Annotated in this window: 19 protein-coding genes; 10 read left to right on the forward strand and 9 right to left on the reverse strand. The window is 39.5% G+C overall.

Annotated elements, in window-relative coordinates:
* Nucleotides 1-111: 111 nt before the first annotated feature.
* Nucleotides 112-2,061, forward strand: a complete 1,950-nt coding sequence (locus tag NMU02_RS09310) for a DUF3857 domain-containing protein (protein WP_255027572.1) — start codon at nucleotides 112-114, stop codon at nucleotides 2,059-2,061.
* A gap of 21 nt (nucleotides 2,062-2,082) precedes the next feature.
* On the forward strand, nucleotides 2,083-3,822 hold the full coding sequence (locus NMU02_RS09315; RefSeq protein WP_255027573.1) for a DUF3857 domain-containing protein: 1,740 nt from the start codon (nucleotides 2,083-2,085) through the stop codon (nucleotides 3,820-3,822).
* 147 nt (nucleotides 3,823-3,969) lie between these two features.
* Here NMU02_RS09315 and NMU02_RS09320 read toward each other — a convergent pair whose 3' ends face one another.
* Entirely contained in the window at nucleotides 3,970-4,389 is a 420-nt protein-coding gene (locus tag NMU02_RS09320; protein ID WP_255027574.1) for a DUF6249 domain-containing protein, read from the reverse strand.
* A 143-nt stretch (nucleotides 4,390-4,532) separates the two neighbouring features.
* Here NMU02_RS09320 and NMU02_RS09325 point away from each other — a divergent pair, with 143 nt between their 5' ends.
* The 5 genes from NMU02_RS09325 to NMU02_RS09345 all read left to right on the forward strand — a co-directional run bounded on the left by NMU02_RS09325 (nucleotide 4,533) and on the right by NMU02_RS09345 (nucleotide 8,400).
* Nucleotides 4,533-5,084 (forward strand): RNA polymerase sigma factor, encoded by a 552-nt coding sequence (locus NMU02_RS09325; RefSeq protein ID WP_255027575.1) that lies wholly within the window; start codon nucleotides 4,533-4,535, stop codon nucleotides 5,082-5,084.
* 12 nt (nucleotides 5,085-5,096) lie between these two features.
* The gene (locus NMU02_RS09330; protein WP_255027576.1) at nucleotides 5,097-5,507 is read left to right on the forward strand and encodes a hypothetical protein; all 411 of its coding nucleotides are present in this window, start codon (nucleotides 5,097-5,099) and stop codon (nucleotides 5,505-5,507) included.
* Nucleotides 5,508-5,663: 156 nt separating this feature from the next.
* The gene (locus tag NMU02_RS09335) at nucleotides 5,664-6,413 is read left to right on the forward strand and encodes a (Fe-S)-binding protein (RefSeq protein ID WP_255027577.1); all 750 of its coding nucleotides are present in this window, start codon (nucleotides 5,664-5,666) and stop codon (nucleotides 6,411-6,413) included.
* Nucleotides 6,414-6,418: 5 nt separating this feature from the next.
* On the forward strand, nucleotides 6,419-7,813 hold the full coding sequence (locus NMU02_RS09340; protein ID WP_255027578.1) for a lactate utilization protein B: 1,395 nt from the start codon (nucleotides 6,419-6,421) through the stop codon (nucleotides 7,811-7,813).
* The gene (locus NMU02_RS09345; protein WP_255027580.1) at nucleotides 7,810-8,400 is read left to right on the forward strand and encodes a LutC/YkgG family protein; all 591 of its coding nucleotides are present in this window, start codon (nucleotides 7,810-7,812) and stop codon (nucleotides 8,398-8,400) included. The genes NMU02_RS09340 and NMU02_RS09345 overlap by 4 nt, the downstream gene beginning before the upstream one ends.
* A gap of 17 nt (nucleotides 8,401-8,417) precedes the next feature.
* Here NMU02_RS09345 and NMU02_RS09350 read toward each other — a convergent pair whose 3' ends face one another.
* Together NMU02_RS09350 and NMU02_RS09355 are read right to left on the reverse strand one after the other, a co-directional pair.
* Entirely contained in the window at nucleotides 8,418-10,127 is a 1,710-nt protein-coding gene (locus tag NMU02_RS09350; RefSeq protein WP_255027582.1) for a phosphoethanolamine transferase family protein, read from the reverse strand.
* A 194-nt stretch (nucleotides 10,128-10,321) separates the two neighbouring features.
* Entirely contained in the window at nucleotides 10,322-12,823 is a 2,502-nt protein-coding gene (locus tag NMU02_RS09355; RefSeq protein ID WP_255027583.1) for a calycin-like domain-containing protein, read from the reverse strand.
* A 450-nt stretch (nucleotides 12,824-13,273) separates the two neighbouring features.
* On the opposite strand from NMU02_RS09355, the gene NMU02_RS09360 reads away from it, so the two are divergent.
* Nucleotides 13,274-13,429 carry a hypothetical protein gene (locus tag NMU02_RS09360; protein ID WP_255027584.1) on the forward strand — a complete coding sequence of 52 codons (156 nt, stop codon included), beginning with the start codon at nucleotides 13,274-13,276 and terminating at the stop codon, nucleotides 13,427-13,429.
* A gap of 49 nt (nucleotides 13,430-13,478) precedes the next feature.
* Here the strand turns inward: NMU02_RS09360 and lpdA are convergent, their stop codons facing one another.
* The 6 genes from lpdA to lplA form a co-directional block, all read right to left on the reverse strand.
* Nucleotides 13,479-14,828 (reverse strand): dihydrolipoyl dehydrogenase, encoded by a 1,350-nt coding sequence (gene lpdA / locus NMU02_RS09365; RefSeq protein ID WP_290427134.1) that lies wholly within the window; start codon nucleotides 14,826-14,828, stop codon nucleotides 13,479-13,481.
* A 90-nt stretch (nucleotides 14,829-14,918) separates the two neighbouring features.
* Nucleotides 14,919-16,376: an aminomethyl-transferring glycine dehydrogenase subunit GcvPB gene (gene gcvPB, locus NMU02_RS09370; protein ID WP_290427135.1), complete on the reverse strand. Its 1,458-nt coding sequence runs from the start codon at nucleotides 16,374-16,376 to the stop codon at nucleotides 14,919-14,921.
* Nucleotides 16,373-17,713 carry an aminomethyl-transferring glycine dehydrogenase subunit GcvPA gene (gcvPA, locus tag NMU02_RS09375; RefSeq protein ID WP_255027588.1) on the reverse strand — a complete coding sequence of 447 codons (1,341 nt, stop codon included), beginning with the start codon at nucleotides 17,711-17,713 and terminating at the stop codon, nucleotides 16,373-16,375. Before gcvPA ends, gcvPB begins: the two co-directional genes overlap by 4 nt.
* Before the next feature lie 22 nt (nucleotides 17,714-17,735).
* Nucleotides 17,736-18,113, reverse strand: coding sequence for a glycine cleavage system protein GcvH (gene gcvH / locus NMU02_RS09380; RefSeq protein ID WP_255027589.1), 378 nt, complete (start codon nucleotides 18,111-18,113; stop codon nucleotides 17,736-17,738).
* Between the two features lie 39 nt (nucleotides 18,114-18,152).
* Nucleotides 18,153-19,247, reverse strand: coding sequence for a glycine cleavage system aminomethyltransferase GcvT (gene gcvT, locus NMU02_RS09385; RefSeq protein ID WP_255027590.1), 1,095 nt, complete (start codon nucleotides 19,245-19,247; stop codon nucleotides 18,153-18,155).
* Nucleotides 19,248-19,305: 58 nt separating this feature from the next.
* On the reverse strand, nucleotides 19,306-20,277 hold the full coding sequence (lplA, locus tag NMU02_RS09390) for a lipoate--protein ligase (RefSeq protein ID WP_255027591.1): 972 nt from the start codon (nucleotides 20,275-20,277) through the stop codon (nucleotides 19,306-19,308).
* Between the two features lie 365 nt (nucleotides 20,278-20,642).
* Here lplA and NMU02_RS09395 point away from each other — a divergent pair, with 365 nt between their 5' ends.
* Both NMU02_RS09395 and NMU02_RS09400 read left to right on the forward strand, forming a co-directional pair.
* Nucleotides 20,643-21,821, forward strand: a complete 1,179-nt coding sequence (locus tag NMU02_RS09395; RefSeq protein ID WP_255027592.1) for a glycosyltransferase WbsX family protein — start codon at nucleotides 20,643-20,645, stop codon at nucleotides 21,819-21,821.
* A 365-nt stretch (nucleotides 21,822-22,186) separates the two neighbouring features.
* Nucleotides 22,187-24,931, forward strand: a complete 2,745-nt coding sequence (locus tag NMU02_RS09400) for a calcium-translocating P-type ATPase, PMCA-type (protein WP_255027593.1) — start codon at nucleotides 22,187-22,189, stop codon at nucleotides 24,929-24,931.
* Nucleotides 24,932-25,146: the final 215 nt, after the last annotated feature.

Below are 25,146 nucleotides of genomic sequence, written 5' to 3' on the forward strand. Positions count from 1 at the left end.
AGTGATTTTTAGAATTTGTTATCAGAAAAACAAGAAGAAGAAAAATATAGTTGCGATATAATATGTATCTTTAGGCTTCGAATCTTAAAGAAACACATAAACATCACATCTATGAAGTATTTAGCGACCTTTACCCTATCGCTGGTTCTTTCTGTTGTGCAAGCGCAAAACTGGAAACCACAACAGACTGCAACAGAAAAGGGTATATACACAGCCTATGATCAGGTAACACTGCTCGACAGCACTTCTGTTACCGTACAACCCAATGGTTCCGGATCGTTTTCGATTTGTAAAGCCGTTAAAGTACAATCTCCTAAAGGAGCTATTGCCAATCGCATTATAAAATACGATTATGATCCATTGACGGCATACGCTCGGTTTAAAAAAGCGACAATATACCGTACGACAGGTGAAAAAGAAAATATCGATCTTACGACAGCATGCGATTATGCGGCTCCGGCACGCGCTATTTATTGGGGTGCCCGACAAATCATGCTCGAAGTAGGTCAATTGCAACCGGGTGATATTATCGAATACGAAATCGAAAAAAAAGGATTTACTTACGCATTGCTCGGTGGAAACGACGTCGACGAGTCTCGTTTTATTCCTCCCATGAGAGGGCAATTTTACGATATAGTTCCTTTCTGGAGTACGGGAAATGCACCGACCTTACGTAAAGTATATAAAGTTTCGGTCCCGATGGATAAGGAAATGCAATTTCAATTTTATCAGGGAGAATGTGCTTCATCAATGCGATATGAAGGCGGCCGCAAGTCATATACTTTCACGATGACCGATATAATGCCTTTCAGAAGCGAGCCCAATATGGTAGACCTTTTTGACGCAGCCCCTAAATTAATGATGTCATCTACTCCCCAATGGAAAGACAAATCATTATGGTTTAATAAAGTAAATGAAGACTACGGTAGTTTCGAAGCCTTACCCGAAGCACAAAAAAAAGTTGACGAACTGATTAAAGGTAAAAAAACCGAAATGGAAAAAATCGCCGTCCTCACACATTGGGTTGCCGATAACATAAGATATGCCGGCATATCGATGGGAAAAGGCGAAGGATACACATTACACAATACCCGAATGAATTATACCGACCGTTGCGGAGTTTGTAAAGATATTGCCGGTACATTGATTTCGTTCCTTCGAATGGCAGGCTTTGAAGCTTATCCGGCAATGACAATGGCCGGAAGCCGTGTGGAAAGTATTCCTGCCGACCATTTCAATCACTGTGTCGCCGTAGTAAAACTCAGTAATGGCACATATATGCCTCTCGATCCTACATGGGTACCTTTCTGCCGCGAATTATGGAGTAGCGCCGAACAACAACAAAACTATCTCCCCGGCATCCCGGAAGGCTCAGATCTCTGCCTGACTCCTGTTTCGGCTCCCGAAAATCACTTCGTACGCATTTTCGCAGACAACAAACTGAATGAAAACGGTACTCTCACCGGTAAATTCACTATTACAGCCGAGGGACAGAGCGACAGTAACATACGTCGTATTTTCACACTTGGATGGCAATCGGAATGGAAAAATTCACTCGAATCACAATTATTAAATGTTTCACCCAAAGCCCGTCTCATCAGTGTCGATTACGGCAAAGACCCTAAAAATTACCAAGCATCGAACATCAGTATTACTTTCCGTTACCAAATACCCGACTATGCTGTAAAAGGTAAAAACGAATTACTTGTAAAACCAATGGTCATGAACAATCTGTATTCTCAGGTTATGACTTTTCTCAGAATCAACACCGATATTCCCGAAAGAAAATACGGATTTAAAGACGGATGTTCGAGATTAGTAGAACTAAACGAAAACTTACAGATACCCAAAGGCTATAGATTAACCGAAGAAAAAGCAGACAACATAAAATCTCCGGCAGCAGATTTTAAGGGTTCAATCGTACAAAATAAAGATAAGATCGTTATTTCCGAAACCCTTGCTCTTAAAAAGAGAGTTTACGAACCCAATGACTGGGATGGATTCCGCAGTGCGATAAATGCCTATAAAGAACAAGGAGATTATCTTATCCTTAAAAAATAATTTTTTAAAAATACGACGACAATGATACAACCACATAATAAATACATACTGATCCTTTGCCTGCTCGTTTCGTCTTTAGCGATAAATGCAGCCTCGGAGGCCGAATACGTAAAACTGTCAAAAACTTATATCCTTCGTCCCGACGGTAGTCAGGAAACCCGTATTTATAAAGAACTGACTTTATTTACACATACGGCTATGAACCAAACTTACGGAGAGAGTTTTATCGTGTATAATCCTTTGCAACAAGAAGTTAAAATACACAGTTCTTATACTCGACAAAAAGACGGTAACATCGTAAAAACACCGGAAAACGCTTTCGTAGAAGTACTCCCGGCGAACGCCGCAAATGCCCCGGCTTACAACTACTTGAAGGAGCTCGTTATCGTACATACAGGTCTCGAATTAGGAGCGACCATTGTGCTCGATTATTCCATTATTTCCAAGCCCGGATACCTACCCGAACTGGATATTTTCGAACCGATAGCACAAACCTCTCCTGTAAAAGAATATGACATTACGCTAAACGTTCCCGAAGGCAAGTCTTTACAATACGAGATTTCTTCGATGAAAGTAAAACCGGTAATAACGTCATCAAACGGGATCAAACAAGTTAAATGGTCGTTACGTAATATCGCCGCTTCGAGCCGGGCTCCCTGGATAACACCTGCAGAAGGGGATATTCCTCTATTTTCAGCCTCTACTTACAGTACAGCAGCAAAAGCATTAGAGACTTTAAACAATCGTTTTTCTGAGGGAAATAAACAACAAATAGAAACATTTGTAACCGATCTTCTCAAAGGACAAAATACCGATACCGAAAAACTGAACGCTATCGTAAGTTATGTTACCGAACAACTCGATAACAGCCGCCTTTCCCTGTCGGAAACGGGATTTCGCATAAGGCCTGCTGATGAAATTATCCGTTCAGCTTATGCAACAACAACAGAAAAAACCGCCCTATTATCTATTCTGCTGAAAAAAGCCGGTTTATCTGCCGAAACTGCCGCTTATTACCAGGCTGAACTGCCTACCGAGGTACTGGGATTAAGTGCTATTGCAGGTTTTACGATACGCACGGTAGCCGACGGTAAAGAATATCTGTTATCGCCAACCTCAAAAACAATTTCTCCCATTGTTTGGAAACACACCTTTGTTCCTATTCTGTCTCTTGATAATTCCGGAAAAAAAATAATGATTCCTACTCCATCCGATAAAATAGATTACAAGGTTACAATAAGTTTTTCTACCGATGAAAACAAAATCGCTGCCGACTCTAAAATTTCATCACAAGAAAGTGTGGCATTCTTCCCTTATTTTCAGACTGACATGAATCTAAAAAACGGATTGGCGACAAATTTGTTTTCACGTGTTCAATCATTGAAAGACAATACTGGTTATTCATTGGTTAAATTACCTGATTCACGGTTTGGATATGCACATATGCCCTATACACGGCTAAACAGCAGCCGTAATGTAAACCTATTGTTACCTCGACTATGTGATGAACAATATACTTATACCATAACGTTACCCGATACCCTTATCAACTGCTCTCCTAATATGGAGAAAAAATTAAATAACCGCATCGGCGACCTTTTTATCTCGATAAAGCAAAACGGACAAACCATAAATATAACCCGTTCGCTTAAACTGAAAAAGCAACTTATTACACCTCAGGAATATTCCGACTTCCGTCAGTTAATGATGGAATGGAACGATACGAATACAAATAATTTACTTATAAAAACAAATAAATAAATTTCTGAACCAGATTAATCTTCAAACAAAAAACAGTTACCGTCGGTAGTATCTACAACGGTAACTGTTTTTATATAAAAAAAGCTGTTTCAAAAAAACAGCTTTTTTATTAAAACAACCACTTTTCTCTCTTTCAAACCAGAAACATTACTTTTCTTTTTTTTCTCTTTTGAGAGTCAACTCTATAAAAAATGCGATAAGCAAACCGATACCTCCGGAAATCAGGATACATGAACCGTATATAATACTTGCTACCTGCCTCTTTTCCCATGTCCAGTCACCATCGATATAAGACGTGATAGTACCTGCACATAATAAATATCCCACGAGGATACCGATACCTATACAGGTAAGAAAAGTACCGATCTTCAAAGAAGTGAAAGAAAAATTTACATTACGGAATGTCGGTAATTTCAATTTTCCCTCGAGCATAGATTTATCGAGTTTATCACCCAGTTTATCGATTATGGCCATTCGTTCTTTTCTACGAACGAGCAAATCGAATAGTGCATAAATACCTAATGTAAGTATACCAACTACAAGAGGTGCTGTAAGAAAATCAAACATAAGATTTCAAATTTTAGAGTTAAACATTTTCGTTTCTGTTATTTTTGACGTGAGGTTAAGAAAAAGGTTACAAATAACCCGAAAAAAAATATTTAACGATAGCACGTGTAACCTTTTTATATATCTTACGTCGAAATTATAGAATGGAATCACTGGATGATAAATACCTGATAAAACGTATTACCGGAGGAGAAACAGACCTTTTCGGCTGTTTAGTCGACAGGTATGGTCAACGGGTATTCAGCCTGATCGTACGTGTAGTTAAAAATAGAGAAGATGCTGAAGAACTGGCTCAGGATACTTTTTTAAAAGCTTTCAGAGCATTAAGTAAATTCAAAGGAGATTGCAGCTTTTCGACATGGATATATCAGATTGCATACAATACGGCAATCTCATATACTCGCAAAAAGAAATATGAATTTCTAACGATCGATAATCTTGTAATCGATGATGTAACCGAAGAAAAGATAAACGAGGTCTTCAGCAATGAGGATACCTCCCAATTGCTCGAGGAACTCGATAAGGCGTTAAAATGTCTGTTACCGGAAGAACGCGCTTTAGTCTCGTTTTTTTACAACGAAAAAATACCGATAGAACAAATTGCGTCAATCAGCGGTTTATCTGTATCGAACGTAAAAACCCGACTTTATCGCATACGTAAAAAATTAGCTGTAATCATGCAACAATTTGTTTAGAAAGGGAATAAAATGAATACAAATAAATTTTCCGATGATAAACTAAAAGAAATCTTCGAGAAGATGCCTGAAGATATTCTTCCAAACGACTTTCGAGCCCGGGTTATGAAAAGCGTAATGGCCGAAAACACCCGCAGAAAGAAACAGGGCGACTTCTATTATTGGGTCGGATTATTTGCCGTATGCGCCGGCATGCTGTCGGTTATCGTATTAGCCATTATAATACAACTGGGATCGAGAGAATTAGAAATGAACTGGAATATTTTAATTTCTTCTTTCAAAAATATTTTCTCTTCTCTTAAAGGAATTTCTGAATACGGATTTTACATATTTGTTGCTATATTATCCCTTATCCTATTAGGATTAGACTATGTTTTAAGGAAACATTTTCTGCGAAAAGAAGATGCCCAAAAGCATATTTAAATTCTATTATTTTAAATATTTTAATCTCATCGTAAATCCGATATCGGGAAAGCTGTACTATCTTTGTTGAAGTCCTTAAAAGACTTTTCGGACTTTATATTGTTATTATCATACCGCTATTATGTTAATACCGGTTTTTAAAATACATTATTATTTATGAAAGTCGGCTTATTCATTCCCTGTTATATCGACGCCGTCTATCCAGAGGTAGGCATAGCAACTCTCGAACTACTCGAAAAGGCAGGAATAGACGTAGAAGTTCCCTTACGGCAAACATGCTGCGGACAACCCATGACAAACGAAGGAGATCACAAAAGCGCAAGATGCGCAGAAGAACTTTTCGTCGAAAATTTCAAAGAATACGACTATATCGTAGCTCCTGCCGGAAGCTGTGTAAAACAAGTACGTATACATTACGATAAACTGGAACAGACTCCCGAAGTACAACACGTACGAAAAAACACCTATGAACTGGTAGAATTTCTGCACGACATTCTTAAAATAGAATCGTTTCCCGGTATCAGTTTTCCACATAAAGTAGCACTGCACAACAGTTGTAGTTCGATCAGGGGACTCGGTATCGCAAAACCTTCTGAAATTATGGGAAAACCTTATAACAAATCGGCCGATTTGCTACATACAATTCCAGACATAGAATTAGTAAAACTCGATCGTCCGGACGAATGTTGCGGTTTCGGCGGAACATTTTGTGTAACCGACGAAGAAGTAAGTGCACGCATGGGTCTCGACAAAGTTTCGGACTACATAGCCCATGGTGCGGAATTTGTCGTTTCACCCGACATGTCATGCTTAATGCATCAAGAAGGTATTGCCCGTAGAAACGGTATAACCATCCCATTTATACATATCGCTCAGATACTCAACGGCGGTCCATTTAAAAAATAATATATATGGAAAAAGTTATAAATGTCGCTAAAAATGCCGGAGAATTTATCAACCGGGACAATATACACGAAAGACTACATGATAAAAATCTTTGGAATGCCCGAGTAAAACGTGATCATATCGCTTCTACCATTCCTGAATGGGAAGATCTCAGAGAACTGGCTTCACAAATAAAAATGCATACCCTTTCGCATCTCGACCAATATGTTGCACAATTTGCCGAAAATGCCGAAAAAAACGGGGCAATCGTACATTGGGCTAAAGATGCAACAGAACATAATGAAATTGTACTGAGCATACTCCGCGACAAGCATGTCGGTGAAATAATAAAAAGTAAATCGATGCTTCAGGAAGAATGCGGCATGGTACCTTTTCTCGAAAAAAACGGAATCACTGTAACCGAAAGCGATCTGGGCGAACGCATACAACAACTTTCCCAAGAACTTCCGAGCCATATCGTCATGCCTGCTATCGAAAAAACGACAGAAGACGTAGCCCGCATTTTTGCGGAAAATATAGGTACAGATCCTAACGATAACGATCCTCATTCGTTAAACGAAGCCATGCGTAATAATGCGCGTCCTAAATTTTTGAAAGCCGGAGCCGGCATGACAGGAGCGAACTTTGCTGTAGCCGAAACCGGGACATTCGTTGTTTGTACCAATGAAGGAAACGCCGATATCGGAGCCTCTGTACCTCCTTTACACATTGCCAGTATCGGAATCGAAAAAATTATTCCCCGTACCCGAGACCTGAGTGTATTCATCGGGTTATTATCACGTAGTGCTTTGGGAACACCGGCAACACAATATACTTCACATTTTACCGGTCCGAGATACGGTGGCGAATTGCATATAATCCTAACCGATAACGGCCGCAGCAAAAGATTAGGGAATTCCGATTTCAGGACCTCTCTGAAATGTATCCGATGCGGAGCCTGCATGAATACATGCCCGGTTTACCGAAGAAGCGGAGGTCTTTCCTATAAAGCCGTTTACTCAGGACCGATCGGTATTATCCTCGATCCTACCTTCGACGGACATAAATACAGCGAACTTCCCTTTCATTCAACACTATGCGGATCATGTAGCGAAGTTTGCCCGGTAAAAATAGATATCAGTACCCAGATTTACAAATGGCGCGAAGTCATGGTACAGAAAAATTATTTGCCTGCTATCCGTAAATATTCATTCAAAGCTGCCGGATTTGTTTTTGCACATCCATTCGTTTTCAGAACAGCCGAAGCGGCAGCCTCCCGATTACTCCCTCTCGCACCCCGTTTTCTGCTATATAACAAAACATTAAATCCTTGGGGGCGTCACCGCGAATTACCCGATTTCTCGAAACGAAAATTCAGAAACTGGTATCTGAAAAACAGAAAAAATCCCGAAGAATTATGAAAAGTACGAAAGACGAAATATTACTGGCTATAAAAAAAAATCTACCTGAAGAAAAAACTGAAATTCCTGAAATTCCCGATTTCGGTAGAAATATACCTGATCTTCTCGATGCATTCAAAGAAAACCTCACTTTGGCAGCCGGCACTTTTCATGAGGTAAATGACGAGATCGAAGCTAATAAATTACTGCATACGTTATTTCCCGATGCAAAAGTCATCTGTTCGGCAACACCCCGTATTCACGGAAACAAAAATATTCATACCGTAAAAGATCCACACGAACTGGCCGATGTCGATGTTGGTGTAGTACAAGCCCATTTCGGCATTGCAGAAAACGGAATGGTCTGGATAACACAAGAAGATCTGAAAATCAATGCCTTGGGATTTCTCTCACAACATTTGGTGATTTTACTCGATAAAAATAACTTAGTAAAAGACCTTTACGAGGCTTACCGAAAAATCGACTTGTCTTCCACCCACTACGGATGTTTTATGTTGGGACCGTCTGCAACTGCCGATATCGGAGCCGTAATGATACGCGGCGCACAAGGCGCTCGGTCGCTTACCGTTTTCTTCCTACCAGACTAAACGAAACATTTTATCGTTTACTGAGTCACGATATGCATACGCTGGAACATATCGAAATCTTCTTTTTTAAGACCGATATCGTCGAGTGTACATGGCTTGTTATGATCGTTGAGATACAGGCGTTTTCTTTCGTGATATAATGGGCTTGCAAGAGAAAGAGAATCGTTTCTGTAACGAGTATCTATACCCCCGATAGTCAACATCGTATGAAAGAATGATACACTTGTTTCTACGCCTTTGTTTTTATTCCGGTCAAGAGTTTCTTTTATCGTCGGGAAATCATAACGATAAGAATCGGATAACCAAATAAGCATCGGCACATGCATTTGATAATAAGACGGAACTGGTGAAGCATGCAAAAAAAGTTTTCTCCGGTCATCGAAAATATCTTCTCCATGGTCGGAAGTGTACAATACGGCAGACGTTTTTCCCGATCGGCGAAGTCGGTCGATCAAACTTGTAAGAAAATAATCGGTATACCGTATCGTATTATCATACGCGTTTATCAGATTATTCCTGAAGCAAGGCTTGGCTCCCGTTATGTCATCTGGTTTATACACCGAAAATATCGCAGGATAACGCTCTCGATAATCGAAATGCGAGCCATAGGTATGTAATACTACAAAAAGTTTATGGTGCTCCTCCTTTAAAACGTTATCGAAATACTTCAACAATTCTTCATCAGGTGCATTTACATCCTTTCTCGGGCTATCTTTAATAAAATTCCATTCATCGGCCTCTTTTCCCAAAAAATCAATAAAAGAATGATTCGGTTGTTGATTAGACAAAAACAGCGTATAAAAGCCCGCTTCCTTAAATGCAGTAATAATCCCTTTCTGTTGATAAAGAGAATTAAAATTTTCCGCCGAAGCTGCAGAAAGTAGCATAGGCACACTTTTATGCGTTGTATTCGACTGCGTAAGTGCATAAGGAAAAACAATAAGCTCGTTTTCACGGGATAAAAGCGGGTTCGTATTACGGGTATAACCATATAATTCCCAATCGATAGCCCGTGATGTTTCGCCGATAACCATAACATATATTTCAGGAATATCCTCATCATGTTCTGCCTGTGAACCGAATGAGAAATCACGGGAAGTCTCGTAATAATGATCGGAACGCATTTCCCTATCAAATGCCTGAAAAATATTATAACAGACGTTTACTGGATAAAGATCGGTTTTTACCGAATACCGGTCGTCGGTTACATACGACGCGGCAAGTAGCACGAAACCCGCTACCCCTGTAAGAGACCATATTAAACGGCAACGATATCTGAAACTTTTCGATAGCCGATTACCTTTATGCCAAGTAAAAGCAGCCAAGACCAACGCAGGAATATAAAGAACGATAACACCAACAACGGCAGGCATAAGCTTATCCAGTAATTCGAGCGCTTCCACCGAATTTGTTGTAAAAAGATTCAGAAACATATCGACGGCAATAATCGATTCCCCGAAAAGATAAAGCAATACCAATTGAAATGCACCGAGAAACAACACCGGAAAAAGAAACCAAAATACTTTACCCGGACGAGGAGAAAGAGTCATGACCCAACCATATACGGATAATGGTAAAAAGATATTACAAAAACGGGCCACCAAAGGAGTCGTCGTTTCGGTAAAAAATAAAAAAAGATTAGGTAAAAATAATATAGCCAGAAAAATAGAGTATAAAAACCACTGACTGAAAAAGAGCCTATCCAAATTTTTCTTCCGATTTTTCATTAGTAAATCCCTCTCCACATATCTCAAATACAACAATTGGCGGCCATTTACTGGTCGGTCAGATTATAATAAAGTTAACAAATACACTGCACATTATGTTTTTTAAAATGTACTTTATTCATTAAAAAAATAAAATCCCCCGTAAAACGATAAAAATCGTTTTACGGGGGATTTTCCACTCAATCTGTTCCGTATTATCTAACTACTACGATGGTAGCGGTCTTGCCGGTATGTATCACATATGTTCCGCTTGCGATACCGAATACGGTATCTCCCGAAATTTTCATATCACTCACCTTAGATCCGTTCAATCGATAAATACCGATTGTTCCTTCGTAGTTTTTCACATATATCTGTCCGCCAAAGCTATAAACCTCAAAAGAATCCGATACATGACTTTCCAAGCTGTCGTAATCAGACGGTACCGCAATTGTCTCTACCGGCTCACTACCCTTGTATGCAATAAACATAGCAGCAGGAAGTACTTTTGAAGCTTCTGTCGCTTTCACAAATACCTGATTTTCAAGATCGAAAACATAATAAGTATCAGCAGAAACGAGATCAGACGGCTTAACAGAAATCAGACCGGTATTAGCAATAACCGTATATCCCTCACCGGCCGTCTGGGCAGCCCCTGCAATCGATGAATTCTCAGAAGATACCAATTCGAGACTTACAGCATCCAACGCCGTATTCAATCTCATAATACCTTTATCGCTTATAGATTGTAATTCGACGGGTTTGTAAGCGCCACCCTGTGTCGTATAAGAATACCATTGCGCATCAGCGGCAGTTTTCGTTCCATCAGCCAAAACTGTATTCACTTCAGCCGGGATAAATGGCAATCCGATTACATTCCATACACCGTCTACCGCTTTTGTATAAGAAATTTTTCCGGCCACTTTTGTATTTCCGGCAACTTCTACACCTCCGGAGATTGTCAGATTTCCATCGATTACAGATTGTCCTAATTTAATGGCTTTTATCCCCGGTATATTCAAATCGGGATTTACCAAATGATAAACATTCTGTTGATCTCCTTCGGTTACAGTCACTGTTACCCAGTTTCCATCCATCACAACATCTACTTTCGCATCAGTATTTGCTTTCGTAAAAGAAATTTCCTTATCGATACCCGGCGTTATATTATAATTGAATTTATCTGCCACGAAAATAGAGGTTCCGTTATATAAAATATCACTTAACCTTGCTCCTTGTGAAACAATATTTCCATTAAAAGATACCGGGATAGGGGTAACACCCTCATCGGTTTTCCACTGTACATCGATATCGGCTGTTAAAACACCGTTTTCAACCGAGCCGATTCCCTTTACGTCGGCATTTATCGTCATAAATCCACCTACATTCCATGTCATCGGCACAACTGTACTTTCGAACTTCATAATATTACCTTCAACAGTAACCGGAATATCTTCTAAATTAATATCACCTAATTCCATTCCCATAAACGAGAAATTCTTCAGCAATAAATTTACCGTATTAGTTACTGCACCTTTGGATAAACTTATCTGATCGGGAGTCGTTACAATAAATTCTTCACCGGAAGAACTCATCGCAGTCATATCCACATCGAGTAAGCCGTTATAAATACCTACAATATCTTCGACGGGAACGACCTCCGGAACCGATTCGAATTTAAGATAATACACATGTTTGTTCTCATTGGTGCCTTCAGCATAGTCATTTCCTTTAACTGTCACCGCCACCAATCCGTTTTCCTCACCCAAGGAAACAGTTGCAGCCTGCCCGTCGGAAATAGCTTCTATCGATGCATTCAAGTCGGCAGGCTTCTCTCCTGTAATTACAATAGGATCGGAAGGATCATCACACCGGTCCGAAGTAAATCCGTCTACCGGAATCCCGTCTATCGACAAAGAAACCAGATGAGAGTTATATATCATTTCGATATCATCGATACATAAAACATCTCCACCATCGCCTTTTCCGGCTTCTTTGTTCGTTGTAAACGAAGCCAACATATACCGGTTACCCGTAATATTCATCTTTTCGGTATTATATACGAACGGTTCAGAGATTCTTACCCAAATACCATTGGTTTCGGCAATTTCGGTACGTGCATAACCGATACGATGAGCAGCCACATTTTCTTCGGTTTCGTTTGGCTCTTTATATTCGAACTCATCGTGTATAATTAAATGAGCTTGTCCGAAGTTAGTTTTCGTAACCGGCGTAAATTTTACCCAAAATACCATAGAATCGGGATATCCGATAAAACTATGATTACAGGTTTCATCGTTTAAATCGGTAAAATTATAATTCGAGACAGCGCTCGGATTCGTATCCCCCATATTGATACGGCCCGTCGTAAGATTACCATTAGAAATAGATTTCATCATATTTTTTACAGAAGTAATTTTAGCGGCAAAACCGGCATGTGCATCGTCACCGCTCGCCTTAGCCAATGTTCCCGCCTGAGCACCTGTTAAAATTGTTCCGAATGCCATTTCAGTGGTCGAATTCGTTTTCGCCGTAAAGAAAGAATTCCAGTTATCAGGAGTCGATTCTTTATATTTATTACGCGTATTATCGGTCCAAGTACCTTCGAAATTACCATTCGCCAACTGATAACCTCCCTTTTGCGCATTCGCTATCATCGTAACGGTAAACACACAAACGATAATAGATACAAATTTTTTAGTAGAAATTTTTTTCATAAGCATTTTATTACATTAAAATTCTATCTTATTTATATATAATTTTCTTCATAAACTTAGTCATAGCCGATTAGACAATATGACCTTAAAAAAAGGATTAGGGAAATAGCTGTCTTACTTTATAAAATGTTGCTGAAAATACAATACTTAAATATAAAACGTCACAAATATAGCCTGTATTTTTTCCTCAATTTTATTATTTACAATAATTAAATATTTGAAATTCAATATATAATCTTAAATACCGATAAAATTTAATTAAAGACTAATTCAGTATCGACAGATAAAAAAGAATATTTTACGATTCGTATTTAATAAATATCTTAAAAATAGACCACAAAATAAAGGGATATTTGCTCATGTCCCGGGGTATATCATAATTTACAACTAATAACAATTATATAGTTAAAGTATATGTAAAGAGAATCGATATATAGAATATTTAATCTCATGGTTGCGATAAAGCGTATCGTACACTACGCTTTATCGCATTTAAGTATTGAAATAACCGACCGTCGCATACATTGTCCTTTTATCGAGTTCTATCATTTTTCAGATCTTCAAACAGAGATAGCCGAACAGAATATCGGGAATATTTTCAGATAAAGGAATTTTCGAAAATATCCCCTATAATGGCAGGCATTTCTTCTATCAATCAGAATTCACGCGCGCATTCTTGTACGATTTCAGAAAGAGTAGGATGCGCATGTATCATCGAACTAAGTTCGTCAACGGTCGTACGACGATTTATTAAAGCGCTTATTTCCTGTATAATATCGGCAGTATGTGGACCTAACATATGACAACCGATAATAACACCGTCTTCGTCGGCAATAATTTTACAAATACCTTCTGGCTCTCCCATGCTCAAGGCCTTACCATTCGCCCTGAACATTGCTTTTTTAGAACGGTAAACTCTACCTTGTTGTTTACATTCATCCTCAGTACAACCGACCATAGCCGCTTCGGGACGAGTAAATACTGCCGAAGGAATGATATCGAGACGTATCGTGTTTTCTTTTCCTAAAATATGATCGATTACTTTGCGGCCCTGAAATGTAGCTGCATGCGCAAGCATACATTTCCCATTTACGTCACCGATTGCATAAACGCGTGAAATATTGGTCTCCATATTATCATCGGTAACAATTCCTTTAGAAGAATAAACAATACCTGCAACATCGAGATTAAGAGATTCTACATTTGCAGCACGTCCTACCGCCATCAACACCGTATCAGCTACAACTTCCCGATTTTCCCCTTTATATCCGTATTTTACACTTAGCCGATCGGCATTTTCCCGAATTTCCTCTACAGCAGCCGAGTTTACGATCTCTATCCCTTTTTTCCCCAATGCCTGTTTTAATCGTTTGGATATATCGGCATCGAAATTAGGCAATATTTCCTTAGCATATTCAAGAACAGTCACCTTACTGCCGAAACTGTTAAACACCGAAGCAAACTCCAAGCCGATTACACCAGCACCGATAACGCATAAATTCTCCGGTACTTTTTCGATATCGAGAATTTCTTTCGAAGTAAGTACTCCCGGCAAATTATTGCCCGGAATAGGCAGATTCTTACTCACCGATCCGGTCGCAATAATCAAATGGTCACAGGAATATATTTCTCCTGACACACTCCGAACAGAGTGTGCATCGATCAGCGAGGCAGCTTCTTTTACAAAAGTAATCAGTTTATTTTTCAATAAAAACTCAACCCCTTCTATCAATCCTGCGACAATACGGTTTTTTCTTTCGATAACTTGTCCGAAGTCAAACGTATAAGCCATATCATTCACACCATATTCCGCACTGTCTTTTATACCATCCAGGATTTCAGCGTTACGACAAAAACATTTCGTAGGAATACATCCTTCATTCAGACAAGTTCCCCCCGGTTTACGATTTTCGAAAATCGTTACCGAAAGTCCGTTGCGAGCCGCATATATAGCAGTTTCATACCCTCCGGGACCTGCTCCGATAATAATTATATCGCTTTTCATAATATTATGATTCTGACAAACAGACCCGGAATGAACGGAAAGAAGAAAATATTATCTTTCCATCACACCGGGTCTGTTTTTTAATTTACATTATAAATCTTTAAATCTCAATATGGGCTTTTTAGCCGCAGTCGTTTCATCGAGACGACGAACCGGAGTCGAGTGAGGAGCACTCTTTACAATGTCGGGATTTTCGCGAGCCTCACGAGCCACTGTCTTCATCACACCGATAAATTCATCGAGAGTTTCTTTCGATTCGGTTTCGGTAGGTTCGATCATAATCGATTGATGAAACAATAAGGGGAAATAAATCGTCGGGGCATGATACCCATAGTCGAGCAATCGCTTTGCCACATCGAGAGTCGTTACACCGGTAGATTTATCGGCTAATCCGTCGAACACGAATTCATGCTTACATACACCTTCGATCGGCAAATAATAATCCTGTTTTAGTGATTCCTTCACATAATTTGCATTTAATGTTGCCAAAGACCCTACATGACGTATATTCTCTTTTCCTAAAGACAAAATATAAGTATAAGCCCGCATCATAACAGCAAAATTACCGAAAAAACCCGAAACAGATCCGATCGCATCGTCCCCTGTTTCTACAACATAACGGTCTTCCACTTTTTTTACACGGGGATTGGGAAGGAACTCGGTAAGTGCGGCTGCTACCCCCACCGGACCACTACCCGGCCCTCCACCTCCGTGCGGAGTAGAGAATGTTTTGTGCAAATTGATATGCATAATATCGAATCCCATATCTCCCGGTCGACAAACTCCCAACAATGGATTCAGATTTGCGCCGTCATAATATAACAAACCGCCGCAAGCATGTACCAATGAAGCGATCTCGAGAATCTCTTTTTCAAAAATCCCCAACGTATTAGGATTAGTCATCATAATACCGGCAATCGTTTCATCCAGTAACGGTTTCAGTTTTTCGACATCGATCGTTCCTTCGGGAGTAGATTCAACCTCTACGATTTCGAGTCCGCATACCGCTGCACTTGCCGGATTGGTACCGTGTGCACTGTTCGGGACAATTACCCGGGTACGATTCATATCCCCACGTTTTATATGGTATTGACGCATCAGCATAAGACCGGTAAGTTCACCATGAGCACCCGCAAAAGGATTAAGGGTAAACTCAGCCAATCCAGATATTTCAGCCAACGAACGGGCCAGCTCATAATATACCTTTAAAGCTCCTTGAGCAGTTTCGGCCGGTTGCATCGGATGTAATGCCGAAAAGGCCGGTAATGCAGCTATTTCTTCGTTAATCTTAGGGTTGTACTTCATCGTACAAGAGCCCAACGGATAAAAACCGGTCTCTACACCGAAGTTCTTATTCGACACATTAGTATAGTGACGCACGACATCGAGTTCGCTTACTTCGGGAAGGTCAGGAGTGTCCTGACGCAAAAGGCCTTCGGGAAGATCATTTACCGAATATTTGCCAAAATCCGGTTTGGGCAAAGTATACCCAACACGGCCCTCTTTTGAAATCTCAAATATCAGTTTATCATAATATTTCATGTTCAGGCCTCCTCTTTTATTAAAGAAACAAGCCGGTCGATCTCAGCCCGTGTTCTTTTTTCGGTTACACAGAAAAGTAATGCATTATCCATACCCGGTTTCAGTTGCTTCATCGGGATACCGCCTAAAATACCGTTATCGAGCAATTTTTTATATAATTTATCTACATTCAAGGTAGTTTTTACGGCAAATTCCTTTAGGAAAGGATGATTGAAACACAACGAAAATTTACCGGTTTTAATCAACTCATCACACAAATAATGAGCCCCCGCATAAGAAGTTTCATTAACTTCACGGAGTCCTTTTTTCCCCATAAGTGCAAGATAAATAGTCACATATAAAGCCATTAGTGATTGATTGGAACAAATATTACTATTGGCTTTTTGCCGGCGTATGTGCTGTTCACGTGCTTGTAAGGTAAGAACAAACGCTCTTTTGCCGTCGACATCGGTAGTAGCCCCGACTATACGTCCCGGCAATTTACGCAAAAGTTCTTTTGTTGTTGCAAGATACCCAACATAAGGCCCTCCGAAATTCAGAGGCATCCCTAACGTCTGACCATCACCACAAGCTATATCAGCCCCCCATTCTTTCGGTGTTTTGAGAACTGATAATGTAGACGGATCGGCATTCATTATCAGTAAAGCTTTCGCATCGTGTACTGCCTCGGAAAAACCGGAATAATCCTCTACGATACCGTAACAATTAGGAGAACTTACGATTACCCCGGCAACATCACCGGCCGACAATAATTCTTTCATCGAAGCTAAGTCCGTTACCCCTTCTTTTTCCTCGATCTCTGCAATCTCTACCCCTTTAAAAAACGCATATGTTTTCACCACCCTCATCACATTCGGGTTAACCGTTTTCGAAACCAACACTTTATTTCTTTTTTTAGCATTGGACACGGCCATAAACATAGCCTCGGCTGTTGCCGTAGGGCCATCGTACATCGAAGCATTGCAACTTTCCATTCCAGTAAGTTCGGAAATCATACTCTGAAATTCGAAAATATACTGCAATGTTCCCTGTGATATTTCTGGCTGATAAGGAGTATAAGCCGTAAGAAACTCAGAACGGGAGATGAGTTGAGAAACTACCGACGGAGCATAATGATCATACGAACCGGCTCCTGCAAAAACAGTAAGAGACCGGTTTTCATTACCTAAGCGAGTGAAATACTCCCTTACTTCGCTTTCGGACATCGATACCGGAAGATTATACTCTTTATTAAAACGTACTTCCGCAGGAATCTCGGCATTCAAATCGTCGAGTGATCCTACTCCGATACGCCCGAGCATCTCTTTAATATCGGCCCCGGTGTGCGGAAAATATTTAAACATATTCTTTTTATCTAAGGGTTATTTATTCGCAAATAGCTTCGTAAGCAGCTGCATCCATCAAATTATCCATTTCAGAAGGATCACTCAACTTCACTTTAAAAATCCAATTCGCATAAGCATCTTCATTCAATGCTTCAGGTGCATCTTCCAGTTTTTCGTTTATTTCAACAACCGTACCGCTAACGGGAGAAATAAGATCACTCGCAGCCTTTACACTTTCTACAGCTCCGAATTCTTCACCCTGCGTTACCTCATCATCTACTTCGGGCATATCTACATACACGATATTACCCAACTGGTGCTGCGCATAATCAGTGATACCCACATAACCGAATTCCCCTTCAACTTTTACCCATTCGTGAGACTCTGCATAACGGAGTCCGTCTAATACTTTACTCATAATTTTTAATGTGTTTTATTTTTTAATATTCGATTTACGTTATTTCTTATAATTTTTTTCGTAAAAGCGTTTTTTTACAACCGTACCCTTAAAGAATTTTTTACGGATATGTATTTCCACTTCTGTTCCCAGTTTTGCATAAGCGGCATCGATAAGAGCCATACAGACACTTTTCCCGGTCGAAATAGAATTATATCCGGTAGTAACGGTACCAATCACCTTGCCGTCTGCAATTACTTCATAGCCGGCTCTGGGAATAGCTTTTTCTGTCAATTCTATTCCTACGACTTTTCGTTTCACCCCTTCTGCTTTCTGTAAAGCAATAGCCTCTTTACCTATGAATTCTTCTTTATCGAGCTTTACAAAAGAACCGAGACCGGCTTCAAGCGGAGTGATATCATCGGCAAGTTCATGTCCGTAAAGCGGAAGAGCTACTTCGAATCGCAGAGTATCACGGCAGCCCAAACCACAGGGCATCACTTCTTTCGACTCGACAAGAATATCCCATATTTTATTTATAAATTCATGGCTTCCATATAATTCGAAACCATCCTCACCCGTGTAGCCGGTACGCGATATTATTATCGTTTCTCCCTCATAAACAAGCTCTTTGCAGGTATAAAACTCGAGATCATTAACGGCAATTTTCAAGAGTTTTTCTATTTTTTCCCAAGCTTGGGGTCCCTGAACCGCTACTTCGCCATACCGATCGGATTGATTCTCGAGTTTTACATCTAAACCTGCAGCATTTTTTTTCATCCAGTCGTAATCTTTAGCGATATTCGACGCATTTATCACAAGAAAATAGCGCTGTTCACCCAGTTTATATACCAAAAGATCATCCACCGTACCTCCTTCAGGATACAACATCATGCCGTAAAATATTTTCCCCACCGGAGCTCCGGAAATATCGTTCGTAAAAATATGATTTACATATTTTTCACTTTCGACTCCGGTTACCAATACTTCACCCATATGCGAGACATCGAAAATTCCCGCTGCATGACGCACGGCATTGTGTTCTTCAACGATCGAAGTATATTCGATAGGCATGTCGAATCCACCAAAAGGTACCATCTTTGCACCTAAAGCGACATGCTTCGCATGTAAACAAGTTTTAAGAGTTTCTTCCATAAGTATTCTTTTTAAGCCATGTGATTTTTCACATTTTATTATTTCTCATTATTCAGGTTCAATTATCGAAAATAATCGCCAAAAACTTTTCCCGGCTAAGATTCAATATATAATCGTGCAAGTTTATTTTATCGAGTACTTTTTCTACTTCTTCTCGTCGAAAAGGAATACCGACAAAACTATTTAATAATTCACCCATTTCACCGATAAGGAAATAATCTCCTTTCAGGTCGATTCCTTTTATCTCCTTTTTTTTTATCTCGAGCCTTATTTCCACTTCACCAGCCTCTCCGTATCCTTTTTTCACGAGTGTATACCGAGGATTATTCCCCAGGATCCATTCATCGTTCAAATACTCTTTTTCAATTTCTTTTATTCGATCAACATCTCCATCATCAAGAATGATTTCTTTATCACACAGTTGAGAACGCATAAAAGTTTTGAATTCTTCGATATCGATATCGAGAAATTCTTTTAGATTAGCAACCCGTTTACGTACCGATTCGACTCCCTTACTAACCAATTTTTCGTTACAGGGGGTTATAGACCGAACCAAATCCCCGAGATCGGTGTCAAAAAGCATAGTACCATGCACAATACTTTTTCCGGCTATACGATAAAATGCGTTTCCGGACACTTTTCTACCATCAACCTCGATGTCATTCCTTCCCGATACCTGCGCTTTCACCCCAAGCTTATTTAAAGTATGAGCGACCAAACGAAGATAACGATCGAACGTAAAACCCACATTGAAATCTTTAGTGATATAAGAAAACATGATGTTACTGAAGTCGGCAAAAACGCACCCTCCACCAGATTTACGACGATAATATTCTATATGACGGGATTTTATATAATCGAAATTTATTTCGTTCTCCATCAACTGATTTCGCCCAAAAATAACAGTAGGATTCACTTGCCACATAAAAAAATGGTCCTCATCCGACTTATAACGTGCGATATATTCTTCCATAGCCAGATAAAACGATAGTTTTCGAACCGTATTATCCGGGAGAACTACATAATTCATAGGTTAACGGACATTTGTGTTTCTATCTTACAAATCTACACATTTTTTCAAATCCCGCTTATCCGCTATCCACATTTTTTTCATCTTTCGGCTAAGAGTTCGCATCCTCTATATCACAAGGCATTTTCATTGCGAAAATGTTACATTTTAAATACAAAAAATACGAGTTAAAAATATAGTTTCCGAATCTTATTTTTTATATCTGTAAAAATAAGCATAAAAACAATCTGTTATTAGACAGATTATTTTAACTTTGTTTTCATTATGCACCTCTATTCTATAGAGATAACTATTCAATTAAAATCACATCTTATTGCCTGTTATTAAAAAATGTTCAGCATTAATTATCGAAAAACAGATATATCGTGAAAAAATACATTCAGTCTTTATTGGTATTCCTTTGTTGTTCGTTACTTGCATTCGGACAAGGGAAAAAACAAAAATATGATATAGCAGCTTTCCTGTATCCGGCTTACGCATCAGATGATCCACGTTTACGACCATTCTGGCCCATGGGAATAGGAGAATGGGAAACAGTAATGACCATGCAAAAAAGAAATCCGGGGCATTATTGGGACCGGAAACCTTTATGGGGTTTTATAAATGAAGCAGACCCATCGATAATGTCGATGGAGATCGATCAGGCAGTAAAACACGGAATAAACGTATTCATATTCGACTGGTACTGGTTCGATGGACGCCCGTTTATGGAAACGACATTAAATAACGGTTTCCTGAAAGCCGACAATGTAAATAAGATGAAGTTCTATCTGATGTGGGCAAATCATGACGTTCTGAATTTATGGGATACGCGACTGGCAGGTATTAATGAAGAAAATGTAATTTGGACCGGAAAAGTTGATCGACAAGAATTTGAAAAAATATGCAAAAGAAATATCGAAAAATACTTTAAGCATCCCCAATATTATAAAATAGACGGAAAGCCCGTTTTCATGATCTATGACATCCCGCAACTAATCTCCGGACTCGGAGGTATAAAAGAAACGGCAGAGGCCTTAGAATGGTTTAAAAAAGAAACTAAAAAAGCCGGATTTCCAGGTCTGGAACTTCAGATCACAATATGGTCTATCAATATGAATTACAGCGGTTTCGATGCAGGTAAAAACACAAATCCCGAAAATGAATTTGTAAAAAAATTGGGGTTCACCAGCGGAACCCATTACCAATTCGCTCATTTCACAAATGTAAACGAAGACTATAACACAATTATGAAATCTGTCATAAAAGAATGGGCACGTATAGATACAACGTATGATTTTACCTATTATCCTCACGTTAGCGTCGGTTGGGATAATAGCCCTCGCACCCGAAAAAGCGCTGTTATGAAAAACAATACACCTGAAAATTTCGAGAAAGCGTTACGACAAGCAAAAGATTTTGTCGACTCCCATCCAGATCAAACTCCACTCATAACCATAAACAGTTGGAACGAATGGACGGAAACCAGCTATCTGATGCCTTGTAACATATACGGATATGGTTATCTTGAAGCGGTAAAACATGTTTTTATAAACGAAGAATAAGCCTTGTCAGGCTGTAATTTAAATCTAACATAATCAGATTCTCCCGGAAAAAATTTTAAATTTTTTATCGTAAAGTTGAATTCATTTTATAAAAACAAATCAACCGCTAAAATATCGCTTCGAATAAATGCAGATACTGATGATATTCCGGAATTCATTAAACTCTTAATAATCATTATAAAATACAAAATTATCAATCTGTCTAATTTCTTTAAATTTCGTTTACTTAAATCGGATACAAAACCAACCGAAAAGTTGAAAAATACAATTACCTTTGTACGCGAATCGGAATTCGTTATAGCGGTTTTTCACGATGAAAACGATCGGGAATCATCCGGGATATTACTAATCACTTAAAATCCAGAATGGAACAAAAACAACATCTCACAGGACTTTCAGATCAGGAAGTCGTTACCAGCAGACTAAAATACGGAGAAAACATACTGACTCCTCCGAAAAAAGAATCTCTCTGGTCTCAATTTATCAAGAAATTCGAAGATCCTATCATCCGCATTTTACTCGTCGCATTGCTTCTCTCTTTCGGAGTATCGATTTACCAATATACTACCGGAATGGAAGATGCTGGCGTATTTCTCGAACCTGCCGGTATTTTCCTGGCAGTCATATTAGCTACAATGGTCGGATTTTTTTTCGAACTGAGCGCCAATAAAAAATTTGACGTACTCAATCAAGTAAACGACGACACGCTCGTAAAAGTAATAAGAAACAGTTCGATACGGGAAATCCCCAGAAAAGATGTCGTTGTAGGCGATATCGTCATTCTCGAAACGGGAGAAGAAGTCCCCGCAGACGGTATTCTCATCGAAGCCGTTTCATTACAAATCAACGAATCGACCCTCACCGGCGAACCGATGATCGGAAAAACAGTAGATGAAGCTGATTTTGAAAAAGACGCCACCTACCCCTCTAACGAAGTAATGAAAGGAACAACCGTTGTCGACGGGCACGGGATCATGCGTGTAATAAAAGTAGGTGACGCAACCGAATACGGGAAAGTATATGAGGGGTCTCAAATAGAGAATAAAACAAAAACTCCTCTCAATTCACAACTCGATACTTTAGGCCGCTTTATTACTAAAGCCAGTTATACTATTGCAGGCCTGATTATCATTGTCAGAATGTCTCTCTATTTTCTGCATATCGAAACATTAGACTGGATCGCCATGGGAAGTTATCTTCTTAATACGGCCATGATCGCAGTAACGGTTATCGTTGTAGCTGTTCCCGAAGGATTGCCCATGAGTGTAACGCTTAGCCTGGCATTAAGCATGAAACGAATGCTCTCGACGAACAATCTGGTACGAAAAATGCATGCTTGCGAAACCATGGGAGCGGCTTCGGTCATTTGTACCGATAAAACAGGAACTCTTACCCAAAATCAGATGCAAGTTTATCACGCCGATTTTGCAAACCTTAAAGGGCAGGAATTGAATGACGACAAACTTTGTTCCTTAATTAAAGAAGGTATTTCGGTAAATTCTACCGCATTTCTCGACGAATCTAATCCTGAAAAAACGACAGCATTAGGAAATCCTACCGAAGGAGCTCTGCTTCTCTGGTTGAAAAATAAAGGCGTAAATTATCTTACTTTACGCGAAGCTGCCCCTGTAATTGACCAGCTAACTTTTTCTACCGAGCGTAAATACATGGCAACTCTAGTAGATTCTCCGTCGATCGGGAAAAAAGTTTTATATGTAAAAGGAGCTCCCGAATATGTATTGGCTCATTGTAAGACGGTACTTACAGAAACCGGAGAATTACCGGTTGAAGATTGTAAAGACAAAATTGAAACCGAATTATTACGCTATCAGGAACAAGCTATGCGAACCCTTGGTTTCGCATATCAGATTATAGAAAACGACGATATTGTACTTTTCAAAGACGGACGATTATCAGACGAAGTATCCCTTACCTTTATGGGTATTACTGCGATATCAGATCCGGTAAGACCTGATGTACCCGATGCCATACACCAATGCCTCGACGCTGGAATCAACATCAAAATCGTTACGGGAGACACCCCGGGAACTGCCACCGAAATCGGCCGCCAGATCGGATTATGGAAACCCGAAGACACAGAATATAACCGGATTACCGGAACAGAATTTGCAGCAATGGATGATCAATCACTGCTTGATCGCATCATGGATCTGAAAATCATTTCTCGAGCAAGACCCATGGACAAAGAACGTCTGGTAAAACTATTACAACAAAAGGGGCAAGTGGTCGCCGTAACCGGAGACGGAACCAATGACGCACCGGCTTTAAATGCGGCACAGGTAGGATTATCAATGGGAGACGGGACGACAGTCGCGAAAGAAGCCAGCGCTATTACGATTCTCGACAATTCATTTAAAAGCATTACCCGTGCTGTAATGTGGGGACGCTCATTGTACCAAAACATACGGCGTTTTATACTGTTTCAGATGACGATAAACGTCGTAGCTTGCCTTATCGTATTAATAGGTGCTTTTTTAGGAACAGAATCACCATTGACCGTTACGCAAATGTTGTGGGTAAATCTTATTATGGATACTTTTGCAGCACTGGCTCTTGCCTCACTTCCGCCTAGTCCGAAAGTAATGAAAGATAAACCTCGTAAAATTACCGACTTTATCATCAACAAGCCGATGGCAATACGTATAATAGGGACCGGTTTTGCATTTGTAATTCTTTTATTCGGATTATTACAATATTTTAAGCATACAGATATAACGACTCTTGCTGATTTCAGCATTTTAGATTTCTTCGTTAATTTCTTTAACTTTACCGATGTACCACACGGCTTATCGGTTTACGAACTATCGTTATTCTTTACGATTTTCGTCATGCTACAGTTTTGGAATATGTTCAATGCCAAAGCATTCGGAGACACTAAAAGTGCGTTCAGCGGTCTGGGACACAGTAAACAATTCTTATCGGTAGCACTTGTTATCGTTATCGGTCAGGCCATTATCGTGACTTTCGGCGGCAAAATGTTTAATGTTACTCCCATACGCTTCGACGATTGGATATATATCATTTGCGGGACCTCGATAGTATTGTGGTGCGGTGAAATATATCGAATGATAAGACGATTGTTGAAATAATTTTTTTTAAACAGAACTATTCTCATCCCGTTACATTACTCACCGGTTTGTAACGGGATTTTTATTTTCTTACGACATACTCCAATCTCCGGTTATATTCATCCTTTTACAACAATAACAAAGGCCTCGGCCAAGCTCTGAAAAGAATTCCATTTAAAGTTAACGGATAAACAAAACAACCTCCCGAAACGTTCTTGAGCTATAAAATACTAATA

Origin of the sequence: Coprobacter tertius, assembly GCF_024330105.1 — a bacterium.
Lineage (GTDB): Bacteria > Bacteroidota > Bacteroidia > Bacteroidales > Coprobacteraceae > Coprobacter > Coprobacter tertius.

Coding starts and splice junctions, on each gene's coding strand:
- NMU02_RS09310 (WP_255027572.1), top strand. CDS start 112: ATGAAGTATTTAGCGACCTTTACCCTATCGCTGGTTCTTTCTGTTGTG.
- NMU02_RS09315 (WP_255027573.1), top strand. CDS start 2,083: ATGATACAACCACATAATAAATACATACTGATCCTTTGCCTGCTCGTT.
- NMU02_RS09320 (WP_255027574.1), bottom strand. CDS start 4,389: ATGTTTGATTTTCTTACAGCACCTCTTGTAGTTGGTATACTTACATTA.
- NMU02_RS09325 (WP_255027575.1), top strand. CDS start 4,533: ATGGAATCACTGGATGATAAATACCTGATAAAACGTATTACCGGAGGA.
- NMU02_RS09330 (WP_255027576.1), top strand. CDS start 5,097: ATGAATACAAATAAATTTTCCGATGATAAACTAAAAGAAATCTTCGAG.
- NMU02_RS09335 (WP_255027577.1), top strand. CDS start 5,664: ATGAAAGTCGGCTTATTCATTCCCTGTTATATCGACGCCGTCTATCCA.
- NMU02_RS09340 (WP_255027578.1), top strand. CDS start 6,419: ATGGAAAAAGTTATAAATGTCGCTAAAAATGCCGGAGAATTTATCAAC.
- NMU02_RS09345 (WP_255027580.1), top strand. CDS start 7,810: ATGAAAAGTACGAAAGACGAAATATTACTGGCTATAAAAAAAAATCTA.
- NMU02_RS09350 (WP_255027582.1), bottom strand. CDS start 10,127: ATGAAAAATCGGAAGAAAAATTTGGATAGGCTCTTTTTCAGTCAGTGG.
- NMU02_RS09355 (WP_255027583.1), bottom strand. CDS start 12,823: ATGAAAAAAATTTCTACTAAAAAATTTGTATCTATTATCGTTTGTGTG.
- NMU02_RS09360 (WP_255027584.1), top strand. CDS start 13,274: ATGGTTGCGATAAAGCGTATCGTACACTACGCTTTATCGCATTTAAGT.
- lpdA (WP_290427134.1), bottom strand. CDS start 14,828: ATGAAAAGCGATATAATTATTATCGGAGCAGGTCCCGGAGGGTATGAA.
- gcvPA (WP_255027588.1), bottom strand. CDS start 17,713: ATGTTTAAATATTTTCCGCACACCGGGGCCGATATTAAAGAGATGCTC.
- gcvH (WP_255027589.1), bottom strand. CDS start 18,113: ATGAGTAAAGTATTAGACGGACTCCGTTATGCAGAGTCTCACGAATGG.
- gcvT (WP_255027590.1), bottom strand. CDS start 19,247: ATGGAAGAAACTCTTAAAACTTGTTTACATGCGAAGCATGTCGCTTTA.
- lplA (WP_255027591.1), bottom strand. CDS start 20,277: ATGAATTATGTAGTTCTCCCGGATAATACGGTTCGAAAACTATCGTTT.
- NMU02_RS09400 (WP_255027593.1), top strand. CDS start 22,187: ATGGAACAAAAACAACATCTCACAGGACTTTCAGATCAGGAAGTCGTT.